The sequence below is a fragment of the Streptomyces sp. 3211.6 genome, assembly GCF_003634815.1.
Lineage (GTDB): Bacteria > Actinomycetota > Actinomycetes > Streptomycetales > Streptomycetaceae > Streptomyces > Streptomyces katrae_A.
Window position 1 is genome coordinate 1,854,349 of record NZ_RBXC01000001.1, and the last position, 20,683, is coordinate 1,875,031.

Sequence of the window (20,683 nt, forward strand, 5' to 3'; positions counted from 1 at the left end):
ACACCGTGCCCAGGCCGCTCATCGGCATCACGACCTACGTGGAGGCGTCCACCCGCTACGGGGTGTGGGACCTTCCGACGTCCCTCGTCCCGTCCGGCTACTACGAACTGGTCCAGGCGGCGGGCGGCGCGGCCGTCCTGCTGCCGCCCGACGACGCGGAGCGGGCGGCGGAGGTGCTGGGACGGCTCGACGGGCTCGTCGTCTCCGGCGGCCCGGACGTGGACCCCCTGCGGTACGGGGCCGAGCGCGACCCCCGTACGGGCGCACCCGCGACGGTCCGCGACGAGTGGGAACTGGCCCTGCTCCGGGCCGCCCTGGCCGACGGGGTGCCGCTCCTGGGCATCTGCCGCGGCATGCAGGCGCTGAACGTGGCCCTGGGCGGCACGCTGATCCAGCACATCGACGGCCACGTCGACACCCCCGGGGTCACCTCCTGGCACCCCGTCACCCCGGTGCCCGGCACCCGGTACGCGGAGCTGGTCCCGGAGGTCGCGGAGGTCCCGACGTACCACCACCAGGCGGTGGACCGCCTCGGCCGGGGGCTGGTCGTCTCGGCGTACGCGCAGGACGGCACGGTCGAGGCCATCGAGGACCCCGACCGGTCGAAGTGGGTCGTGGGCGTGCAGTGGCACCCCGAGCGGGACAAGGACACCCGGGTGATGGCCTCCCTGGTCGAGGCGGCCGCCGACCGCCGGCCGGTCCCGGTGGCCTGACCCCGCCCCACCCCCGCGGGCCCCGGCGCCCCCTCCCCGCGCCGGGGCCCGCGCATCCGCCCGCCTGCCGGTGCGGCCGGCGCCGGAGTCGAGCGGCCGGCGGGCGGGCCCGGGCCGCCCTCCGCCGCGAGGCGTGGGGCCGCCCCGTCGCCCCGTCGCATCGTCGCCCGGGCGGCCTACGGGCGGCGGCGGGTCAGTGACAGGAGGTCCCGCGCCGGGCCCGCCGGGCGGGCCCCCGACGGCCAGACGGCGCGCAGCGCCCGGGCGAGCGCGGCGCCCGGAACCGGGACCTCGACCAGCCGGCGGGCCGCGAGTTCGTCGCCCAGCGCCAGCTCCGACAGGACACACGGCCCCGCACCGCTCAGCGCGGCCGCCTTCACGGCGGTGGTGGAGGCGAGCTCCAGCAGCGGAGCCGCCACCCCGCCCGAGGGGGCCAGCGCGGCATCGAGGACCTGCCGGGTGCCCGAGCCGCGCTCCCGCAGGATCAGCGCCGTCGACGCCAGTTCCCCCGCCGCCACCCCCTTCGAGCGCCGCGCCCAGGGGTGCCCCGGTGCCACCGCCACCACCAGGCGGTCCTGGGCGATGACCGCCGAGTCCAGGCCGTCGGGGACGCCGAGCCCCTCCACGAAGCCGAGGTCGGCCTCGTGGGTCAGCACCCGCTGGGCCACGTCCGCCGAGTTCCCGGCGTGCAGGGACACCGCCGTGTCGGGCCGCTCGCCGCGCAGGGCGATCAGCCAGCCCGGCAGCAGGTACTCGGCGATGGTCATGCTGGCGGCCACCCGCAGCCGCGAGTCCCGCCGCCCGCGCAGCGCCTGCGCGCCCGCGTCGAAGGCCTCGGCCGCCTCCACCACCCGCCGGGCCCAGTCCGTGACCAGCGCGCCCTCCGCCGTCAGCGTCGAGCCGCGCGGGGAGCGGTCCACCAAGGCGACCCCCAGCCGGGTCTCCATCGCCCGGATCCGGCTGCTCGCCGCCGGCTGCGTGATGCCCAGGCGGCGCGCCGCACGGCTCAGGCTGCCGACCCGCGCCACCGTGAGCAGCAGCTCCAGTGCGCCCAGGTCCGGCACCCGGTGTGCGAGCGGAACCATCTCCTCGTTACCCATAACATCAGTTTATGGCCTGATAGACACGCGGCCTCTGCCGGACGGCCCCGGCGGACGGGACGCTGGACCCATGGCCACCACCACCGTGCGACCCCGCACCGTCATCAACAGCGCACCCAGGACCCACAAGGCCCCCGCGCTGCGCCACCTCGGCCCCAACTGGTACGCCTCCGTCATGGGTACGGCGATCATCGCGAACGCCGGGGCCACCCTCCCCTACCAGCTCCCGGGCCAGCGCGTGGCCTGCCAGCTCGTCTGGGCGCTGTCCGCCGCGGCCCTCGCCGTCCTGCTCGCCGCCCGCGCCGGGCACTGGCTCCACCACCGCGACCAGGCCCGCGCCCACCTCCTCGACCCGGCCGTCGCCCCCTTCTACGGATGTCTGGCGATGGCCCTGCTGGCGGTCGGCGGCGGCACGCTCATCGTCGGCAAGGACCTGATCGGGACCGGCGCCGCCGTCGCCGTGGACACCGTCCTGTTCACCGCCGGCACCCTGACCGGCCTGGTGATGGCCGTGGTGGTGCCCTACCTGATGGTGGTCCGGCACAAGGTCGAGGCCTCGCAGGCCACCCCCGTGTGGCTGCTGCCCGTGGTCTCCCCCATGGTCTCCGCCGCCGTCGGTCCCCTGCTGGTCCCCCACCTGCCCGCCGGCCAGCCCCGCGAGGCCCTGCTGCTGGCCTGCTACGCCATGTTCGGCGTGAGCCTCATGGCCACCCTGCTGCTGCTCCCCCTGGTCTTCGGCCGGCTGATCGTGAGCGGACCCCTGCCCCTGGCGCTGACCCCGGCCCTGTTCCTGGTCCTCGGCCCCCTCGGCCAGTCGACCACCGCCGTCAACCAGCTCGCCGACGTGGCCCCCGGCGCCATCGGCGCCCCCTACGCCCAGGCCCTCGGCGCCTTCGCCGTCGTCTACGGAGTGCCCGTGATGGGCTTCGCCCTGCTGTGGCTGGCCCTGGCCGCCTCGATGCTGGTCCGCGCCGCCCGCGGCGGCATGGGCTTCGCGATGACCTGGTGGGCACTGACCTTCCCCGTCGGCACCTGCGTGACCGGCGCCGCCGGGCTGGCCCGGCACACGGGGCTGGACGCCTTCGCCTGGCTGGCCGCCGCCCTGTTCCTGGGCCTGGTCACCGCCTGGCTGCCGGCCGCCGTCCACACCCTGCGCGGCCTCTTCAGCGGCCGGCTGCTGCCGAAGACCGCCTGAGCGCCGCCCCCAGGACGGCCGGCGCCTGCGCCAGCGAAGGCCCGTACCAGGTGAGGTGACGGCCGCTGACCAACGCGGCCCGGAGGCCCGGAAAGGCCTCCGGGCCGTCCTGCGCGGTGAAGGCGTAGGGCTCGTCGGGGAGCACCACCAGATCGCAGCCGCTCGCCGTCAGCTCGGCGAGCGGCACCTTCGGATACCGCTCCGGGTGCCCGGCGTACACGTTGCGGACCCCCAGCCGGGCGAGCAGGTCGCCCGCGAAGGTGTCCCGGCCCAGCACCATCCACGGTCGGCGCCACACCGGCACGAAGGCCGTGAAGGAGCCCGCGGGCTCCACCCCGGACCAGACCTCTTCGGCACGGTCCAGCCACTCGGGCCGCTCCAGCCCCAGCGCCCCCACCAGCAGCCGGTCCAGCTCGGAGAAGGCCTGCGGCAGGTCGCGGACCTCGGTGACCAGCACCTCCAGACCGGCCGCGCGCAGCGCCGCCAGGTCGGGGGCCCGGTTCTCCTCCTCGTTGGCGATCACCAGGTCCGGGCGCAGCCGTACGATCGCCCCCACGTCGGGGTTCTTCGTCCCCCCGATCCGTACCGCCTCCCCCAGGTCCGCCGGGTGCGTGCACCAGTCCGTGACCCCGACGAGCCGCCCCGGCGCCGACACGGCGACCGCCTCCGTGAGGGAGGGCACGAGCGAGACGACGCGCACCGGCTCAGTGCTCCGGGGACGGCGGCTCGGAGGTGGCGTGGATGTGCTCTCCGACGGCCACGACGAGGAGCCGGGTGTCCTCGCTCGTGGCCCGCCAGCGGTGGCGCACCCCGCCGGACAGGAACAGCGCGTCCCCCTCCTCCAGCCGGTACGCCCGCCCCTCGGCCTCCACCTGGCAGGCCCCCGCGACCACGTACATCAGCTCGTCGTTGCGGTGCTGGTACTCGCGGCCGGCGTCCTGGTCGCCGCTGAACTCCAGCGCGTGCAGCTGGTGGTGGCCCCGTACGAGGGGGCGCACTCCGCCCACCGGCCCGAGCCCGGAGTCGTCGCCGGCCCGCACCAGGTCCACCGTGCGGGCCGTGTCGGAGGCGGCGAGCAGGTCGACCGCCGTGGTCTCCAGGGCGTCCGCGACCCGCTCCAGCGAGCGCATGCTGGGGCGGGCGCGCTCGTTCTCTATCTGGCTGAGGAAGGGCACGGACAGCCCGCTGCGCGCCGACACCGCGGCCAGCGTGAGGTGGAGCGCCCGGCGCCGTTTGCGCACCGCGACGCCCACCCGCAGCGGCTGCTCCTTGGCGTCCTTCTCCTTGTCGTTCACGTCGGGGCCGCCCGCCCGGGCGAAGCCGTACTCCGTGCCGTCCGAGGCTTCCGCGATGTTCCCGTCTTCCTTGCCGTTCATGTCGGGGCTGCCCTCCCCTACCCGTCGTCGCACATCGGTGTGCTGTAAGCACCTTACGCAGCAACCGCCCCCGGAATCGCGCGCAAGGGACCTCCGGGCCGTTCCCCGGCCGATTCCCGTACCCGGGTGGTCACCCTGCGTGGCCGCCTCCCGCCTGCCACAGCACACGGTCGCCGTCGAGGATCACCGCGTCGCCGGCCGGGCGGACCAGGAGCCGGGCGCCGGGGTGGCCGGCGGTGCCGCTGCTCCAGGCGGCCGTGCCGTCGGCGGTGCGCACGGTGAGCTCGCCGTCGCCCGAGAAGACGGCCTCGCTGCCCTCGCCCGCGGTGCCGGCGCTCCACAGGTGCGCGCCGGAGGGGTCGAGCAGGACGAGGTCCCCGTCGGCGGCGAGGGTCAGCCGGGCCTCGCCGGCGTCGAGGACGTCACCCACGCGCAGGACGGTGCCGCGGTGGACCTCCACGGAGACGTCGAGCCTGCCGTCGGCCAGGGCCCGCAGGGTGGGGATCGAGGGGGTGAAGGCGTAGAGGGCGCCCTCGGTGTGGACGAAGCGGCCGAAGCTCAGGGTGGTGGCGCGGCTGCCGGTCCCCGACTCGCTTTCGAAGGCGACCGGGGAGCCGGGGCCGAGGACGGGGTCGGCGCCGGTGCGCGGGTTGCGGCCGGCCGGGAAGTCCGTGGCGTTGACCCACTGTCTGGCCACGAACTCGAACTGCTGGACCAGGTCGGCCTGGTAGCCGATGAACACCAGCCCGCGGGAGGCCCCGTTCGTGCCCCGGCCGGGCTCCTGCTGCGGGTCGTACGCGGGGCCGTAGGGGATGCCGCGCCGGATGATGCGGTGGGTGTCGGTGACGGCGGGGTCCAGCGGGGGACGGCCGGGAAGGGGGACGATGCCGTCGCGCGGGTTGCCCTTGCGGATGTGCGCGAACAGCGGGGTGTGCCAGCCCTGCGGGTCGTCGCGGTAGGACACGGCGGTCGGGCCGGTGCCGGCGGGGCAGGGCTGTTCGGCGAGCGGGCAGCGCGCGACGGGGGTGCCGCCGGGCCAGCGGCCCACCAGCCGGGCGGCGAGCCAGGTGTCGGTCGCGTCGGCGGGGGCGGCCCCGGCCCGCTTGAGGTCGGCGAGCCGCTCGCGGACCTGGGCCCACCAGCCGGGGACGTCCTGGGCGAGGCGGCGCACCACCTGGAAGGAGCCTCCGGTGGCCCAGGCGGGCAGCCCGGCGGGCCGCTTGCCGGCCTTCTCCTGGCCCACGATGAATTCCCCGGCGGGGACCAGCCGGGCGCCCGGCTTGCCCAGGACGGTGGTTCCGGTCGCCGGGTCGGGGGCGTGGAAGCCGCGCACCCCGGGCTGGCTGATGCCGTCGGTGAACCCGAAGTGCTCGTGACCGCGCAGCGCGCCGGGCAGGGTCCCGGCGTCCTGCCGGAAGACGAGGACCCCCTGGGCGGCCCCGAGGGCCTGCTGGTGGCGGTCCACGGCTTCGGCGAGCTTGCGGGGGTCGTCCGCCGCGAGGTTGAGGATCGCGTGCACGGCGCGGTGCGGTCCCTCGCCGCCGAACACCCAGGAGTCGGGGGAGCTGTCGCCGGTGTCCCCGAGCGCCTCGGCGCGCTGGGCGGGGCCCTGGGCGAAGGCCTCGGCGGTGCTGCCGGGCGGCAGCGCCGGGAAGGGGTCCCGTCCGGCGAGGAAGCGCAGCCCGGCGTGGGTGAGGGACAGGCCGGTCCACTGGGCGGAGAGGGAGGCGGGGTCGGTGCCGCCCGCCTTGACCCGGGCGGCGCTGAAGGCGGCGTTGAACCTCGCCATCTCCTCGGTGGTGGAGATCTCCGGCAGCAGCCGGCGCAGCCAGCGGCGGGCCAGGACCGGGTCGCGGAAGCGCAGCAGCAGGAGGCAGGCCTGGTCCTTGCGGGAGCCGGCCAGGATGTCGCCCTGGGTGCTGCGGTCGGAGCGCAGGGGCAGGTCCGCGGCGCCCTCGGCCGGGGCGGGAGCGGCCTGCGCGGGTGCCGCCGCCGCAGGTGCGGGGGCCGGCGGCGGGGCCGTCGTCGCCGCGGCCGCGGTGCGGGGGCACACGGCCAGCGCGGCGGCGGCCACCGCCCCGGCCCTGATGACGGTCCTGCGGGCGGGTGCGGTGGACTCGGCGGCATCCATCGGGGCTCCTGGGTGGGGGTGGGGCGGGGCCGCGCCGCCCCCGCCCGCGCCGTACCGGTGGCGCGTGCGGGCAGGGCGCACGGAACTCCTCGCGCGGGGACCGGGCGCGGCCGAGCGGCCCGCCGTTGATCAACACCCTCGGGGAGGAAGCGCGGGCGCGCGCGCCGGAGGAACTGTTTGAGTGATCATTCACCCACCAGGGGTGACGGGCTGCGGCCAGGCGGCGTTACGGCATCATCGCCTGCATGACGACGACCACACGACGGCTGATGCTCCTGGACACCGCGTCCCTCTACTTCCGCGCCTACTTCGGCGTCCCGGACTCCGTGAAGGCCCCGGACGGCACCCCGGTGAACGCGGTGCGCGGGCTGCTCGACTTCATCGGCCGGCTGGTGCAGGACCACCGCCCCGACGACCTGGTGGCCTGCATGGACGCCGACTGGCGGCCGCACTGGCGGGTGGAGCTGATCCCCTCGTACAAGGCGCACCGGGTCGCGCAGCTGTCGGAGTCGGGCCCCGACCTGGAGGAGACCCCGGACACCCTCGCCCCGCAGGTCCCGATCATCGAGGCGGCGCTGGACGCCTTCGGCATCGCCCGGGTGGGGGTCGCCGGGTACGAGGCGGACGACGTGATCGGCACCCTGACGGCCCGCGCCACCGGCCCGGTGGACATCGTCACCGGGGACCGGGACCTCTACCAGCTGGTCGACGACGCCCGGGAGCGCCGCGTCCTGTACCCGCTCAAGGGCGTGGGCACCCTCCAGGTCACCGACGAGGCCTGGCTGCGCGAGAAGTACGGCGTGGACGGCCCCGGCTACGCGGACCTGGCACTGCTGCGCGGGGACCCGAGCGACGGCCTGCCCGGCGTCCCCGGCATCGGCGAGAAGACCGCCGCGAAGCTGCTGGACGCGTACGGGTCCCTGGCCGGGATCATCGCGGCCGTCGACGACCCCCGGTCGAAGCTGACCCCCACCCAGCGCAAGCGCCTGGACGAATCCCGCCCCTATCTGGCGGTGGCCCCCAAGGTCGTCAAGGTGGCCGCGGACGTCCCGCTGCCCGCCTTCGACCCGGCCCTCCCGCAGACCCCCGCCCGACCCGAGATGGTCGACGCACTCGCCCACCGGTGGGGTCTGGGAGGAGCAATGTCACGCCTGAGCAGCGCGCTGCGCCCATGAGGTGCTAACTTAGGTAATCCTAAGCTTCGTAAGTACCAGGGGAGAGACCGTGGCAGAAGGACGCGCCCGTACCGTCGGCACCGCAGTGGTCGTACGCACCGAACGGCTGACACCGCACATGGTGCGCCTCGTGCTGGGCGGCGACGGACTGGCCGGATTCGGCGCGGGCGCGTACACCGACCACTACGTCAAGCTCCTCTTCGCGCCGGAGGGCGTGCGCTACGCCGAGCCCTGGGACCTGGACGAGATCCGTGCCACGCACCACCGCGAGGCCTGGCCCCGCCAGCGCGCGTACACGGTCCGCGCCTGGGACCCGGCCCGGCTGGAGCTGACCCTCGACTTCGTCGTCCACGGCGACGAGGGCCTGGCCGGCCCGTGGGCGGCCCGCGTCCAGCCCGGCGAGCTCGTCCACTTCCTCGGCCCCGGCGGCTGCTACGCCCCGGACCCGGCCGCCGGCTGGCACCTCCTCGTGGGCGACGAGAGCGCACTGCCGGCGATCGCCGCCTCGATGGAGCGGATGCCGCGGGGGGCGCGGGTGCACGCCTTCGTGGAGATCGAGGGCCCCCAGGACGAGCAGGACATCGCCACCCCGGACGGCGTCACCCCGGTCTGGCTCCACCGCGGCGACCGCCCGGTGGGCGCGGCCCTGCTGGAGGCCGTCACCGGCCTGGACTTCCCCTCGACGGACGTCCACGCCTTCGTCCACGGCGAGGCGGGCTTCGTGAAGGAACTCCGCCGCCACCTCCGCCTGGAGCGGGGCATCGCGCGCGAGCGGCTGTCCATCTCGGGCTACTGGCGCCACGGCGAGACGGACGAGGGCTGGCGGGCGATCAAGCGGGACTGGAACGCCACGGTGGAAGCCGAACAGGACCTCCCGGCCCGCGCCGCCGCGTAACCCCTGGCCGCGCGCCGCTACGCAATTCCCCTCCCCGCCGCCGGCGGGCTATGGATGGCCCGCGCGGCGATGGAGCACCGGGCGCGGAGCGGCCGGAACGGGGTCCGGGGCTTGCCCCGGGAAACGGCGAAAGGGCGGGGCGGGGAGACGGCTCCGCGCAGCGGCCACCACAGCGCGCGCCGAACCCACCCGAACGACACAATGGCGACATGCGTACGCACCGCGCCGCCGCAGTGGCCGGGACGGCGATCCTGCTGGCCTCCGGCACGGCCGGGACGGCCGCGGCGGAGCCGACCCCGCCCCCGCCCCCCAAGCCCCGCATCAGCGACGCCGCCGTCGCCACGGCGGTGAGCCGCCTCGACGCCACCGTCGAGGACGTGATGCGCCGCACCAAAATCCCCGGCGTGGCAGTGGCCGTGGTCCACCGCGACAAGGTGCTCTACCTCAAGGGCTTCGGCCTCCGCCGCACCGGCGAGAGCGCGAAGGTGGACCCGGACACCGTCTTCCAGCTGGCCTCCGTCTCGAAGCCGGTCTCCTCCACCGTCGTCGCCGGCGCCCTCCGCGACCCCGCCGCCTGGGACAAGCCCCTCGGCTCCTCCCTGCCCGGCTTCGCGCTGGCGGACCCCTGGGTGACCTCCCACGTCACCCCCGCCGACCTGTTCTCCCACCGCACCGGCCTGCCCGACCATGCCGGCGACCTCCTGGAGGACCTCGGCTACGACCAGTCGTACATCCTCGGCCACCTCCGCGAGGAACCCCTCACCCCCTTCCGGTCGAGCTACGCCTACACCAACTTCGGCCTCACCGCCGCCGCCGAGGCCGTCGCCCGCGACCACGGCACCACGTGGCAGAAGCTCAGCGCGGACACCCTGTTCAAGCCCGCCGGGATGACGCACACCAGCACCGAGTTCTCCGCCTTCGCGAACGCCGCCGACCGCGCCTACGGCCACGTGAAGAACCCCGACGGCACCTGGAGCCCGCGCTTCGTCCGCGACGCCGACGCCCAGGCCCCGGCCGGCGGGGCCAGTTCCACCGCCCGGGACATGGCCCGCTGGCTGCGGCTCCAGCTCGGCGACGGCGTCCTCGACGGCAAGCGGATCATCCCCGCCGACAGCCTGGGCCGCACCCGCCTGCCCGAAATCGTCTCGCAGGCCCAGACCTTCCGCGGGGTCCCGCAGTTCTACGGACTCGGCTGGAACGTCAGCTACGACGACGCCGGCCGGCTGCGCCTGGGCCACTCGGGGGGCTTCGAGCTCGGCGCCAACACCAACGTCACCCTGCTCCCGCTCGAACAGCTCGGCATCGTCGTCCTCACCAACGCCGCCCCCGTCGGCCAGGCCGACGCGATCGCCCTGGACTTCTTCGACACCGCCGAGCACGGCAAGCCCACCGCCGACTGGCTGGCCCTCACCGGCGCGCTGTATGCACAGGAACTCAACGAGGGCCACCGCTCCACCACCGACTACGCGCACCCGCCCGCCGGCGCCCGGCCCGCCCGCGAGGCCGGCGCCTACACCGGCACCTACGACAACCCCTTCTACGGCCCGCTCACCGTCACCGCCGACGCCAAGGGCGCACTCACCCTCTCCCTCGGCCCCAAGCCCCAGCGCTTCCCCCTCACCCACTACGACGGCGACACGTTCAGCTTCGTGACCACCGGCGAGAACGCCATCGGCCGCACCGGGGTGACCTTCTCCGACGGCAAGGTCCGCATCGAGTACCTGGACGCCGAGCACCTGGGCACCTTCACCCGGAAGTAGCCGCCTACCCTGGTCCCGGTGAGCCGCAGATCCCACATCCCTCCCGCGCCCCTCCCCCAGCAGGACGGCATCGACCCGGTCCGCATGCGCCTTCCCCCCGACCCCGGGGGCCGCTGGCCCCGCCTGGGCGACTACCTGACCGAGCGCTACGCCGGCACGCGCGGCGCCGAGTCCATGGCCCGGCTGCTCGCCCAGGGCCGGGTCCTCGGCGAGGGCGGGCGGGTGCTGCGGCCGCAGGACCCGTACGAGCCCGGCGGCTGGCTCTGGTTCCACCGCGACATGCCGGCCGAGCCTCCCGTCCCCTTCCCGATCCGCGTCGTCCACCGCGACCAGCACCTCCTGGTGGTGGACAAGCCGCACTTCCTGGCGACCACCCCGCGCGGCAGCCACGTCACCCAGACCGCGCTGGCCCGGCTGCGCCGGGAGCTCGGCCTGCCCGCGCTCAGCCCGGCGCACCGCCTGGACCGGATGACGGCCGGACTGGTGATGTTCAGCATCCGCCCCGAGGACCGGGGCGCCTACCAGCTCCTGTTCCAGCAGCGGCGGGTCCGCAAGGAGTACGAGGCCATCGCCCCCCACGACCCGGACGTCACCCTGCCCCGGACCGTGCGCAGCCACATCGAGAAGGTCCGCGGGCAGATGGCGGCGGTCGAGGTCGCGGACGCCGAACCCAACGCCGAGAGCCTGGTCGAACTCGTCGGGACCCGGGGCGCCCTGGGCCGCTACCGGCTCACCCCGCACACCGGGCGCACCCACCAGCTGCGGGTGCACATGAACAGCCTCGGCCTGCCCATCCTGGGCGACCCGGTCTACCCGGTGGTCGCCGAACCCGCCGACCCGGCGGACTACCGGCGTCCGCTCCAGCTGCTGGCCCGGACCCTGGCCTTCACCGACCCGGTCACGGGCCTCGCCCACCACCTGGAGACGGGCCTGACCCTCCAAGCCTGGGACGACCCCGAGGGCTGGGAAGCGGGAGCGCCCCACACTGCCTAGAAGGCCGGGGCCACGCCCGCGATCCGCAGCGCCGCGTCCGCGGCGGCCTCCGCGAACGCCGCCACCGGGCGGGCCGGGTCGCGGCGGCGGACCAGCATGACCCCCTCGACGAGGCCGAAGACCAGGTCGCCCCGCAGGGCCAGTGCGGCCCTGTCCGCGGCCAGTTCGCCGCCCAGCGGAGTGGCGTCCAGCAACGCCCGGTAGTTATCGCGCAGTTCCTCGCGCATCCGGCGGAACGGCCCCAGCCGCGGCCGGTCCAGCTCGGGCAGCAGGTAGAGGGCGCCCAGGTTGTACGGCCCGCCGCACAGCAGCAGGACGTCCGAGCGGCACAGCTCCCACAGCCGGCGCGCGGCCGGCCGGCCGGTGTCGGCCAGCAGGCGGCGGGAGAGCGCGAGCGAGGGGGCGACCGTGGACTCCAGGAGTTCGGCGAGCAGTTCCTCCTTGCCGCCGAAGTAGTGGTACATCGTGGCCTGGCGCATGCCGGCCCGCTCGGCCACCGCCCGCGTGGTGGTGGCCGCGTACCCCCGTACGGTGAACAGCTCGGCCGCCGCGCACAGCAGTTCCTCGCGCGGCGGCCGGCCGCTCGGCGGTCTCAGCTGGTCGGCACGCGGCCGGCCGACCCGTCTCGGCCCTTCGTCACTTCCCCCGCTCATGCTCCGATCGTCGCACAGGAGACGGCGAAGGGATCATGGCCAGAGATGAGATCCGGCCGTCCACGGGCTCGGAGGAAACCCCAAAGGGGGCTACCCCACCGAGCTGTAGGCCACGACACCCCGCAGCAGGGCGTCAACGGCCTTGCGGGCGTTCTTCGCCACCGTGCTCCCGCCGGCCGAGGACGGCGGGGCGGTGGAGGCCGGTGCCGCCGCCGCGATCTGCCCGAGGACGTCGATGACCTGCTTGCACCAGCGCACGAAGTCGCCGGCCGGCATCTCCGCCTCGCGCAGGACCTCGTCCAGGCTCTTGTCGGAGGCCCACTGGTAGGCCGCCCACGCGAAACCGAGGTCCGGCTCGCGCTGGCCCACACCCTCCGCCTGGTTGATGCGGTGCTCCTCCTCCAGGGCGTCGAGCCGGCCCCAGATGCGGACCATCTCGCCGAGCGCCGCCTTCGCCGGGCCGTTCGGCACCTTCGGCGGGGCCGCGTCGTCGGACTGGCGGGCCTCGAAGACCAGCGCCGAGACGCAGGCGGCCAGCTCTGCCGGGCTCAGCCCCTCCCAGACGCCCTCGCGCAGGCACTCCGAGGCCAGCAGGTCCAGCTCCCCGTAGAGCCGGGCCAGCCGCTTGCCGTGCACGGTGACCTCGTCCTCGCGCAGGTAGTCCAGCTCGGTGAGCAGCGCGTGGATCCGGTCGAAGGTGCGGGCGATGGTGTTCGTCCGGCCCTCGATGCGCCGCTCCAGCTGCTGCGTGTCCCGCTTGAGCCGGTGGTAGCGCTCCGCCCAGCGGGCGTGGTCCTCGCGCTCGTCGCAGCCGTGGCAGGGGTGCGCCCGCAGTTCGGCGCGCAGCCGGGCGATCTCGCGGTCGTCGGCCGCCGCGGCCCGGCCGGGCCGGTGCCGCTCCGGCCGCACGTTCCCGGCCTTGTTGCGCAGGGCGGTCGCCAGGTCCCGGCGGGACTGCGGGGAGCGCGGGTTGAAGGTCTTCGGGATCCGCATCCGGTCGATGGCCTCGACCGGCACCGGGAAGTCGATCGCGGCGAGCCGCTTGACCTGCCGTTCGGCGGTGAGCACCAGCGGGCGCGGGCCCTCGGCGTACTCGTAGCCGCGGTGCCCGTTGCTGCGCCCGGCGGGCACGCCCGGGTCGAGGACCAGGGCGAGGCCGGCGAACTTGCCCGTGGGGACGTGGATGATGTCGCCGGGCTTGAGCTTTTCCAGGGAACTCGCCGCCTGGGCGCGGCGCTGGGCCGCCCCCTGCTTGGCCAGTTCGGTCTCGCGGTCCTTGAGGTCGCGGCGCAGCCGCGCGTACTCCTCGAAGTCGCCGAGGTGGCAGGTCATGCCCTCGCGGTAGCCCTCCAGCCCCTCCTCGTTGCGCTGGACCTGGCGGGAGATCCCGACGACCGAGCGGTCGGCCTGGAACTGCGCGAAGGAGGTTTCCAGCAGTTCGCGCGAGCGGTGCCGCCCGAACTGCTGGACCAGGTTGACGGCCATGTTGTACGAGGGCTTGAAGCTGGAACGCAGCGGATAGGTGCGGGTGCCCGCGAGGCCGGCGAGCTGCACCGGGTCCATGCCGCGCTGCCACAGCACCACGGCGTGGCCCTCGACGTCGATGCCGCGGCGGCCGGCCCGGCCGGTGAGCTGGGTGTACTCGCCGGGGGTGATGTCGGCGTGCTGTTCGCCGTTCCACTTGACGAGCTTCTCCAGGATGACCGTGCGCGCGGGCATGTTGATGCCCAGGGCGAGGGTCTCCGTGGCGAAGACGGCCTTGACGAGACCGCGGACGAACAGCTCCTCCACGACCTCCTTGAAGGTGGGGAGCATGCCCGCGTGGTGGGCGGCGATGCCGCGCTCCAGGCCTTCGAGCCACTCGTAGTAGCCGAGGACGTGAAGGTCCTCGGCGGGGATGGAGGCGGTGCGCTCCTCGACGATCTCGCGGACCTTCAGGCGCGCACTGTCGTCGTTGAGCCGCAGGCCCGCGTAGAGGCACTGCTGGACGGCGGCCTCGCAGCCGGCCCGGCTGAAGATGAAGTTGATGGCCGGGAGCAGCTCGTCGTTGTCCAGGCGGGCGATGACCTCGGGGCGGCCGGGGGTCCAGATGCGGCTGCGGGAGCGGCGTTCGCGCTCGCGGTCGGCCTCGCGGACCATCTTGCCGCGCCGCCGGTCCTTGGGGCTGTAGCTGCGGGTGTTCTCCTCGCGGGCCATGCGCAGCAGGTCGGGGTTGACCTCGCGGCGGGCGGAGCCGCGGCCTCCGTGGTCGGACTCCTCCTCGAAGAGGTCGTAGATCCGCCGGCCGGCCATGACGTGCTGCCACAGCGGTACGGGCCGCTCCTCGGAGACGATCACCTCGGTGTCGCCGCGGACGGTGTCGAGCCAGTCGCCGAACTCCTCGGCGTTGGAGACGGTCGCGGAGAGCGAGACCAGCGTCACCGACTCGGGGAGGTGGATGATCACCTCTTCCCAGACGGCGCCGCGGAAGCGGTCGGAGAGGTAGTGCACCTCGTCCATCACGACATAGCCGAGGCCGCCGAGCGCCTGGGAGCCCGCGTACAGCATGTTGCGGAGCACCTCGGTGGTCATCACGACCACGGGCGCGTCGCCGTTGACGCTGTTGTCACCGGTCAGCAGGCCGACCTTGTCGGCGCCGTAGCGCTTGACGAGGTCGGCGAACTTCTGGTTCGACAGGGCCTTGATGGGCGTCGTGTAGAAGCACTTGCGGCCCTGCTGGAGGGCGAGGTGCACGGCGAACTCGCCCACGATGGTCTTGCCCGAGCCCGTCGGGGCGGCCACGAGGACGCCCTTGCCGGCCTCCAGTGCCTTGCAGGCCTCGACCTGGTACGGGTCCAGGTCGAATTCGTACATCTCGCGGAAGGGGGCCAGGGCGGAGGCCTCTTCGGCGGCGCGGATCCGGGCAGCGGCGTACCGCTCGGCGGGTGAGAGTTCTTCGGTCATCTTGCTGTCGAGCCTACCCGCCGCCTCTGACAACAGTCTCGATCATTTATGTGATCGGACCGAGGGCCCCCGGCCCCTCCCGGCGGCAGCCGGGGGGGAGCCGGGGGGAACCCGAATCTCAGGTGGCGTCGTCGTAACCGTTGATCTGGCGGCGTCCGCCGTCGGCCTGCTCGGGCAGCACGGAGGGGGCCGGGGCCGCGTCCGCCCCGCCGATGGACGAGGGGGTCAGGTCCAGCTCGGAGGCCTCGTCGTCGTCGAGGCCGGCATCCGGGTCGGCACGCCGGCGGCGGCGGTCGTTGAGGAGGCAGATCCCGAGGGCGAGGAAGTACAGGGCCACGATCGGGGAGGCCAGGGTCAGCATGGTGACCGGGTCGCCGGTGGGCGTGGCGAAGGCCGCGAAGATCGTGATGCCGAGGACCATGCCCCGCCACCAGCTGCCCAGCCGCTTGGCGCTGAGGATCCCGGTGAAGTTCAGCAGCACCAGGATCAGCGGCAGCTCGAAGGCGAGACCGAAGACCACGACCATGCGCGTCACCAGGTCGAGGTAGTCGTCGACCGGGAGCAGGTTCTTGACGTGGTCGGGGGTGAAGCCGAGCAGGATCTCCGCGGTCTGCGGGAGGATCTTGTACGCCAGGACCGCACCGGCCAGGAACAGCGGGGCGCCGACGGCCACGAAGCTCAGCGTGTACCGCTTCTCGTTCTTGTGCAGGCCGGGGGCGGCGAACGCCCACAGCTGGTACAGCCACACCGGGGCGGACAGCACCATGCCCGCCGAGAGGCCGACCTTCAGCGCGATGGAGAACGGGCCGGTCAGACCGTTGGCCGTCATCTCGGCGCAGGGGGCGCCGTTGCGCTGGTGGGTGGCTCCGCCCACACAGCCGACGGAGGAGAGCATCGGCTCCAGCAGGAAGTCGATGATCGGCCGGAAGAAGTAGGCGCAGACGACCGTGACCACGGCGATCGCCAGGACCGACTTCAGCAGGCGGTTTCTCAGCTCACGCAGGTGCTCGACGAGCGGCATCCGCCCTTCGGCGTCCTTCGGAAGCCGATCTCGTTTCCCCTGCTTGCGGGCAGACTTGAGCAACCCACGTCCCTTGTCTCGTTGCAAATGACCGGCGTGCTGGGGGAGGACCCCCCGGGTGTCAGCCCTGGGCGGTGCGGCCCGGCTCGCCGACCGGACGGGAGCTGGTGACGTCACCGGGGGCGGCCTGGATGGTCCGCGGGGCGACGGGCTGCTGGGCGTCGGCGGCCGGGGCGGCGGCGGGGGCGTCGTCCACCTCGCCGTCCTTCTTCATGGCCTTGGCCTCGCTCTTGAGGATCCGGGCCGACTTGCCGAGCGAGCGGGCCATCTCGGGGAGCTTCTTGGCGCCGAACAGCAGCACGATCACAGCGATGATCAGAAGGATCTCGAGGGGCTTCAGATTGCCGATCATGTGTGTCTTCCTTACTCACCGAAACGGCTGGTTTGTGGTGGCCTCGCGATACCGGACAGACGTCCGGCACCTCTCTGACATGGATCGTAACCCCCTGGGGTTAACGCCCGGCAATCCCCAGGGGTGTCCGCGGTGCCCTGCGGCTTAGACGGTACGGGTCCGGCCGCGCGGTTTCCATAACGCGGACGCACCGAGCGCCACACCCCTACAGCCGCACCGCGCCCTCGCGGCGGGCCGCTCCGGCCAGGTCGGCCGCGGCCCGCTCCAGGTCCCCGGAGGCCTCCGTGATCCGGCGGCTGGCCGAGGCCACCTGTACCGACAGCCGCCGCACCTCCAGGAAGACCCGGACGGCCAGCACGGACAGGACGGCGACCCCGAGGAAGCCCAGGGCAATCGCAAGCATCGGCCACAGCATGGGACGAGCCTAGCGCCCCGCCCTCACAGGCTGCGCAGGGTGCTCACTCCCCCGCCGGTCAGCAGCTCCACGATGCGCTCACCGGCGGGTTTGCGGACCTGGGCGGAGCACTCGGGGCAGGTGAAGGAGTAGAACGTGGTCCGCCGGCTGCCGCCGATCGCCAGCCGCAGGGCGTCCGCCGCGAGCTCGAGGCGCGCCCGGCACTCGGGACAGGCGGCCTTGAAGGTGACCGGTTGCGCACCGGAAGACGGCGACATCTGTCCGCGCCCCCTCTAGACCTGTTCCCCGTACCCCGCGAGTGCTTCTGTGGCGGCCCTGCGGGCGCTCTGTGCCAGCTCGGGCGGCGAGACGATGCGCCCGTCACGGCCCAGGCGCAGCGCGAGCCGGCGCAGGGAGGCCGGGTCGGGGCTGCGCAGCACGATCCGCAGCCCCCCGTCGGGCAGCTCGTCGGCGCTGTCGTGCGGGTAGTACTCGGCGACCCAGCGGCCGCCGGGGCCGACCTCGACGACCACCTCCGGGTCCTCGGCGGCCGGCTGGACCAGGCCCTCGGACAGGTCCCGGGGCTCGATGGCCGGCGGCTCGGCGCGCTCGTCGAGGAGGCGGATCTCGGCGACCCGGTCCAGGCGGAAGGTGCGCCGGGCCTCCGAGAGGTGGCACCAGCCCTCCAGGTAGGTGTGCCCCACCGCGAAGAGCCGGATCGGGTCGACGGTGCGCTCGGTCAGCTCGTCGCGGGCGGGCGAGTAGTAGCGCAGCCACAGCCGGCGCCGCTCGGAGATGGCCCGGTCGACGTCGGCGAAGACCCCGCCCTCGGACTCGAAGGTCACCGACAGCCGGGAGCTGGCCCCGGCGGCCTCGCCGGCGGCCGCCTCCAGCTTGGCGGTGGCCCGCAGCAGCGCGTCCCGGTCGCTCTCGCGCAGCCCCGGCAGGGTCGCCACCGCCCGGGCGGCGACCAGCAGGGAGGTGGCCTCGTCGGCCGCCAGGCGCAGCGGCTCGGCGGTGGACTCCCCCGAGGCGTCGGCGTTGTGCCACCAGATACGGTCGCCGTCGGTGTCGATGTCGAGCAGGTCCCCGCCGCGGAAGCTGGTTCCGCACATGGGCAGTACGTCGAGGTCCGAGATCAGCTCGTCCTCGGTGATCCCGAAGGCGCGGGCGACATCCGCGACGTGCGCCCCGGGGCGCTCGCGCAGATAGGTCACCAGGGACAGCATCCGGCGGGTCTGGTCGATGGCGTTCGCGGCCATGCTGCTACGTCTCCCCCTCAGGGCGTTGCTAGTGAAGTTCCTGGTCAGCCCTGGGCGACGGCGCGCAGCCGGTCGACCACGTCGGCCCGCAGGTCCGCGGGTTCCACCACCACGACATCGGGGCCGAACTCCACGAGCCAGGCGTCCAGCCCGTGCCCGTAGGGGATCTCCAGCTCGTCCCAGCCGTCGGTGCCCTCGCGGACCTCGGTGGCCTTGGCCCGCAGCGGGTAGCCGGACCCGGCGCGCAGCCGGATCAGCGCCGACCGCTGGGCGCCCTCCCCGGCCCAGGCCGCCACGGTCTCCCGCACGGTCACCACGTCGGGGACCTCGGCGGTGTACTTGCCGGCCCGGGAACGGACCTTGCCGGTGATCCGGGAGAGCCGGAACACCCGCTCCGCTCCGCGGTCGCGGTCGTAGCCGGCCAGGTACCAGTGGCCGCGCCAGCACTCCAGGGCCCACGGCTCGACCTGGCGCGGCTCGGGCCGGGCGGCGTTGGACTTGCGGTAGTCGAAGACCACCGGACGGCGGTCCCGGCAGGCCAGCATCAGCGGCTCGAAGGCCGCCTCGTGGACGGGGATGCGCGGCTCGATCGCGCTGTGCTGCCCCTCGTACGGGTCGCCGGCCTCCGGCATGCCGCCCGCCCGCAGCTTCTGCAGGGCGCCGCTGGCCGCACCGGCCAGACGGGCCTGCTGCCAGACCTTGGCGGCCAGACCCAGGGCCGCGGCCTCCTCGGCGTCCAGGGAGACGGGCGGCAGCCGGTTGCTGTCGCGGCGGGCCAGGTAGCCCGTCTCGCCCTCCAGGTTCTCCACCGTCTCGATCACCAGACCGAGTTCGCGCAGGTCGTCCTTGTCCCGCTCGAACATGCGGTTGAAGGAGTCGTCGTTGCCCGCCTCCAGGTAGGCCTCGATCGAACCGCGCAGCTCACGCTTGCTGAGGGGACGTCGGGTCCCCAGCAGACACAGCGCCAGGTTCATCAGCCGCTCGGCCTTGGCAATCGCCATCGACGCCCTTCCCCCACTTCCTCGACACACTCGTGACCGTTGACCGTACCGCCAAGGCGGTCCCCGGCAAAAGCGAGGGCCCCCGCCTCACGGCGGGGGCCCTGCGCGGTGACTGCCCGTGGATCAGGCGGCCATCAGGTCACAGACGAAGATCAGCGTCTCGCCCGGCTTGATGGCACCGCCGGCGCCGCGGTCGCCGTAGGCGAGGTGGGCCGGGATGACCAGCTTGCGGCGGCCGCCGACCTTCATGCCCTGGACGCCCTGGTCCCAGCCGGCGATGACCTGGCCGACACCGAGCTTGAACTGCAGCGCGGAGCCGCGGTTCCAGGAGGCGTCGAACTCCTCGCCGGTGGAGTAGGCCACGCCCACGTAGTGGACCGAGACCACGGAACCGGCCTTGGCCTCCGCGCCGTCACCCTCCCAGATGTCCTCGATGACCAGGTCGGCCGGGACCGGGAAATCCGGGAAGTCGATCTCGGGCTTCTCGAGCTTGTCGCTCACGGAACTACTCCTCATGCGTACGGATGCGGGCCCCTGACCGCGGGGGCGGAAAAGGGCAACCCCACCAGTCTTACACTGCGCCGACGATGTCCACGACGAAGACGAGCGTGGAGTTGGCCGGCAGGTCCTCACCCTGGGCCTGGTCCTTGTACGCCTGCTCCGGCGGGATCACCAGCAGCACGCGGCTGCCGACCTTCTTGCCCACCAGGCCCTTGTCCCAGCCCTCGATGACCTTGCCCTGGCCGATCTTCGTCGAGAACGGCTGCCCGGTCTTCCAGGAGTTGTCGAACAGCTTCGCCGCGTCCTTGCCCTGGTTCGGAGCCCACGCCGCACCGCTGTACTGCATGAAGACGGTCTGACCGGACTTGACCTCCGGGCCCTTGCCCTCGATCAGGACCTTGTCGACCAGCTCCTTCGGCGGGTCGTTCTTCGGGATCGTGATCGTCGCTTCCTTCTCCTCGTCGGCCTTGACCTGCGGCAGGTCCGACGGGATCGGCGCCTGGGTACCCTCGGCCTTCTTCGGCACGACCTGGTCCACGTCGATCACGAAGACCAGGTTGTCCTTCGCCCCCACACCCAGCTTCGGCTGACCCTGGTCACCGAAGGCCGCGGCCGGCGGGGCCACCACCAGGAGCCGGCTGCCGACCTTCTTGCCGAGCACGGACTCGCTGAAGACCGGGAGGAAGTCCGCCGAACCGGCCGGGAACGCCACCGGCTCGCCGTCCTGGTCGTAGGAGCTCGGCAGCTCCTTGCCGCTCTTCCAGATCTTGCCGGTGAACTTGGTGATCACGAAGTCGTTCTTCTTGACCTCCGCACCGGTGCCCTCCTTGAGGACGTTCACCACGAACTTGCCGCTCGGCTCGCCCTTGGGGACCGTGATATCGGCCTTCTTCCCCACCTCACCGGCCACCGTCGGCATCGGGTCCGCCGAGGCCACCTGCTTGGGCACCTCGGCGGGCTTGGAGGCGCCGGCCGACGGAGAGGAATCCTTCTTCTTGGAGTCGTCGCCCCCTCCACAGGCTGCGGTGAGCATCAGAGCCGGCACGATGAGCGCGGCAGCAAGTCGGCGTCGCACAGTGGTCCTCAGGGTCGCTGGAATGGTCCGTCGTAGCGGCCCACTCTACGGGCTGGCCCCTGCGCCACAAGGCTCTGGCATGC

General features: G+C 73.7%; 20 protein-coding genes. 6 read left to right on the forward strand and 14 right to left on the reverse strand.

Annotated features, from left to right (window positions below):
* Nucleotides 1-5: 5 nt before the first annotated feature.
* Nucleotides 6-713 carry a gamma-glutamyl-gamma-aminobutyrate hydrolase family protein gene (locus BX286_RS08695; protein ID WP_079425232.1) on the forward strand — a complete coding sequence of 236 codons (708 nt, stop codon included), beginning with the start codon at nucleotides 6-8 and terminating at the stop codon, nucleotides 711-713.
* 176 nt (nucleotides 714-889) lie between these two features.
* Here the strand turns inward: BX286_RS08695 and BX286_RS08700 are convergent, their stop codons facing one another.
* Nucleotides 890-1,813, reverse strand: coding sequence for a LysR family transcriptional regulator (locus BX286_RS08700; RefSeq protein WP_121014806.1), 924 nt, complete (start codon nucleotides 1,811-1,813; stop codon nucleotides 890-892).
* Between the two features lie 70 nt (nucleotides 1,814-1,883).
* On the opposite strand from BX286_RS08700, the gene BX286_RS08705 reads away from it, so the two are divergent.
* On the forward strand, nucleotides 1,884-3,008 hold the full coding sequence (locus BX286_RS08705; RefSeq protein ID WP_079425236.1) for a TDT family transporter: 1,125 nt from the start codon (nucleotides 1,884-1,886) through the stop codon (nucleotides 3,006-3,008).
* Here the strand turns inward: BX286_RS08705 and BX286_RS08710 are convergent.
* The 3 genes from BX286_RS08710 to BX286_RS08720 all read right to left on the reverse strand — a co-directional run bounded on the left by BX286_RS08710 (nucleotide 2,977) and on the right by BX286_RS08720 (nucleotide 6,515).
* Nucleotides 2,977-3,708, reverse strand: coding sequence for a helical backbone metal receptor (locus tag BX286_RS08710; RefSeq protein WP_079425238.1), 732 nt, complete (start codon nucleotides 3,706-3,708; stop codon nucleotides 2,977-2,979). The genes BX286_RS08705 and BX286_RS08710 overlap by 32 nt on opposite strands.
* Nucleotides 3,709-3,712: 4 nt before the next feature.
* Nucleotides 3,713-4,261 carry a helix-turn-helix domain-containing protein gene (locus BX286_RS08715; RefSeq protein ID WP_237293290.1) on the reverse strand — a complete coding sequence of 183 codons (549 nt, stop codon included), beginning with the start codon at nucleotides 4,259-4,261 and terminating at the stop codon, nucleotides 3,713-3,715.
* A 253-nt stretch (nucleotides 4,262-4,514) separates the two neighbouring features.
* Nucleotides 4,515-6,515 carry a hypothetical protein gene (locus BX286_RS08720; RefSeq protein ID WP_079425240.1) on the reverse strand — a complete coding sequence of 667 codons (2,001 nt, stop codon included), beginning with the start codon at nucleotides 6,513-6,515 and terminating at the stop codon, nucleotides 4,515-4,517.
* Nucleotides 6,516-6,784: 269 nt separating this feature from the next.
* Here BX286_RS08720 and BX286_RS08725 point away from each other — a divergent pair, with 269 nt between their 5' ends.
* The 4 genes from BX286_RS08725 to BX286_RS08740 all read left to right on the forward strand — a co-directional run bounded on the left by BX286_RS08725 (nucleotide 6,785) and on the right by BX286_RS08740 (nucleotide 11,338).
* Entirely contained in the window at nucleotides 6,785-7,690 is a 906-nt protein-coding gene (locus BX286_RS08725; protein WP_100865051.1) for a 5'-3' exonuclease, read from the forward strand.
* A gap of 49 nt (nucleotides 7,691-7,739) precedes the next feature.
* On the forward strand, nucleotides 7,740-8,585 hold the full coding sequence (locus BX286_RS08730; RefSeq protein WP_079425244.1) for a siderophore-interacting protein: 846 nt from the start codon (nucleotides 7,740-7,742) through the stop codon (nucleotides 8,583-8,585).
* Nucleotides 8,586-8,794: 209 nt separating this feature from the next.
* Nucleotides 8,795-10,345, forward strand: coding sequence for a serine hydrolase (locus BX286_RS08735; RefSeq protein WP_079425246.1), 1,551 nt, complete (start codon nucleotides 8,795-8,797; stop codon nucleotides 10,343-10,345).
* A gap of 18 nt (nucleotides 10,346-10,363) precedes the next feature.
* On the forward strand, nucleotides 10,364-11,338 hold the full coding sequence (locus BX286_RS08740; RefSeq protein WP_079425248.1) for a pseudouridine synthase: 975 nt from the start codon (nucleotides 10,364-10,366) through the stop codon (nucleotides 11,336-11,338).
* Here the strand turns inward: BX286_RS08740 and BX286_RS08745 are convergent.
* From BX286_RS08745 to BX286_RS08790, 10 genes are all read right to left on the reverse strand, one after another.
* Complete coding sequence (locus BX286_RS08745; protein ID WP_079425250.1) at nucleotides 11,335-11,991, reverse strand: TetR/AcrR family transcriptional regulator; 657 nt, start codon at nucleotides 11,989-11,991, stop codon at nucleotides 11,335-11,337. The genes BX286_RS08740 and BX286_RS08745 overlap by 4 nt on opposite strands.
* A 90-nt stretch (nucleotides 11,992-12,081) precedes the next feature.
* The gene (locus BX286_RS08750; protein WP_079425252.1) at nucleotides 12,082-14,934 is read right to left on the reverse strand and encodes an RNA helicase; all 2,853 of its coding nucleotides are present in this window, start codon (nucleotides 14,932-14,934) and stop codon (nucleotides 12,082-12,084) included.
* A 118-nt stretch (nucleotides 14,935-15,052) separates the two neighbouring features.
* Nucleotides 15,053-16,018, reverse strand: coding sequence for a twin-arginine translocase subunit TatC (gene tatC / locus BX286_RS08755; protein ID WP_079425254.1), 966 nt, complete (start codon nucleotides 16,016-16,018; stop codon nucleotides 15,053-15,055).
* Between the two features lie 58 nt (nucleotides 16,019-16,076).
* On the reverse strand, nucleotides 16,077-16,367 hold the full coding sequence (gene tatA, locus BX286_RS08760; protein ID WP_079425256.1) for a Sec-independent protein translocase subunit TatA: 291 nt from the start codon (nucleotides 16,365-16,367) through the stop codon (nucleotides 16,077-16,079).
* A 205-nt stretch (nucleotides 16,368-16,572) separates the two neighbouring features.
* The gene (locus tag BX286_RS08765) at nucleotides 16,573-16,782 is read right to left on the reverse strand and encodes a hypothetical protein (RefSeq protein ID WP_079425258.1); all 210 of its coding nucleotides are present in this window, start codon (nucleotides 16,780-16,782) and stop codon (nucleotides 16,573-16,575) included.
* 23 nt (nucleotides 16,783-16,805) lie between these two features.
* Entirely contained in the window at nucleotides 16,806-17,039 is a 234-nt protein-coding gene (locus tag BX286_RS08770) for a hypothetical protein (protein WP_079425261.1), read from the reverse strand.
* A gap of 15 nt (nucleotides 17,040-17,054) precedes the next feature.
* Complete coding sequence (locus BX286_RS08775; RefSeq protein ID WP_079425263.1) at nucleotides 17,055-18,023, reverse strand: YafY family protein; 969 nt, start codon at nucleotides 18,021-18,023, stop codon at nucleotides 17,055-17,057.
* A 44-nt stretch (nucleotides 18,024-18,067) separates the two neighbouring features.
* Nucleotides 18,068-19,024 (reverse strand): YafY family protein, encoded by a 957-nt coding sequence (locus BX286_RS08780; RefSeq protein ID WP_079425266.1) that lies wholly within the window; start codon nucleotides 19,022-19,024, stop codon nucleotides 18,068-18,070.
* A gap of 123 nt (nucleotides 19,025-19,147) precedes the next feature.
* A complete protein-coding gene (locus BX286_RS08785) occupies nucleotides 19,148-19,540 on the reverse strand; it encodes an FKBP-type peptidyl-prolyl cis-trans isomerase (RefSeq protein WP_079425268.1) in 393 nt (130 codons plus the stop codon).
* Nucleotides 19,541-19,595: 55 nt separating this feature from the next.
* Entirely contained in the window at nucleotides 19,596-20,600 is a 1,005-nt protein-coding gene (locus BX286_RS08790; protein ID WP_079425269.1) for an FKBP-type peptidyl-prolyl cis-trans isomerase, read from the reverse strand.
* Between the last annotated feature and the right edge of the window lie 83 nt (nucleotides 20,601-20,683).

Excerpts from the sequence above, each read along its gene's own strand:
- BX286_RS08735 (WP_079425246.1), top strand. The coding sequence starts at position 8,795 with ATGCGTACGCACCGCGCCGCCGCAGTGGCCGGGACGGCGATCCTGCTG.
- BX286_RS08775 (WP_079425263.1), bottom strand. The coding sequence starts at position 18,023 with ATGGCCGCGAACGCCATCGACCAGACCCGCCGGATGCTGTCCCTGGTG.
- BX286_RS08705 (WP_079425236.1), top strand. The coding sequence starts at position 1,884 with ATGGCCACCACCACCGTGCGACCCCGCACCGTCATCAACAGCGCACCC.
- BX286_RS08745 (WP_079425250.1), bottom strand. The coding sequence starts at position 11,991 with ATGAGCGGGGGAAGTGACGAAGGGCCGAGACGGGTCGGCCGGCCGCGT.
- BX286_RS08700 (WP_121014806.1), bottom strand. The coding sequence starts at position 1,813 with ATGGGTAACGAGGAGATGGTTCCGCTCGCACACCGGGTGCCGGACCTG.
- BX286_RS08725 (WP_100865051.1), top strand. The coding sequence starts at position 6,785 with ATGCTCCTGGACACCGCGTCCCTCTACTTCCGCGCCTACTTCGGCGTC.
- BX286_RS08750 (WP_079425252.1), bottom strand. The coding sequence starts at position 14,934 with ATGACCGAAGAACTCTCACCCGCCGAGCGGTACGCCGCTGCCCGGATC.
- BX286_RS08720 (WP_079425240.1), bottom strand. The coding sequence starts at position 6,515 with ATGGATGCCGCCGAGTCCACCGCACCCGCCCGCAGGACCGTCATCAGG.
- tatA (WP_079425256.1), bottom strand. The coding sequence starts at position 16,367 with ATGATCGGCAATCTGAAGCCCCTCGAGATCCTTCTGATCATCGCTGTG.
- BX286_RS08765 (WP_079425258.1), bottom strand. The coding sequence starts at position 16,782 with ATGCTGTGGCCGATGCTTGCGATTGCCCTGGGCTTCCTCGGGGTCGCC.
- BX286_RS08780 (WP_079425266.1), bottom strand. The coding sequence starts at position 19,024 with ATGGCGATTGCCAAGGCCGAGCGGCTGATGAACCTGGCGCTGTGTCTG.
- BX286_RS08785 (WP_079425268.1), bottom strand. The coding sequence starts at position 19,540 with ATGAGGAGTAGTTCCGTGAGCGACAAGCTCGAGAAGCCCGAGATCGAC.
- BX286_RS08770 (WP_079425261.1), bottom strand. The coding sequence starts at position 17,039 with ATGTCGCCGTCTTCCGGTGCGCAACCGGTCACCTTCAAGGCCGCCTGT.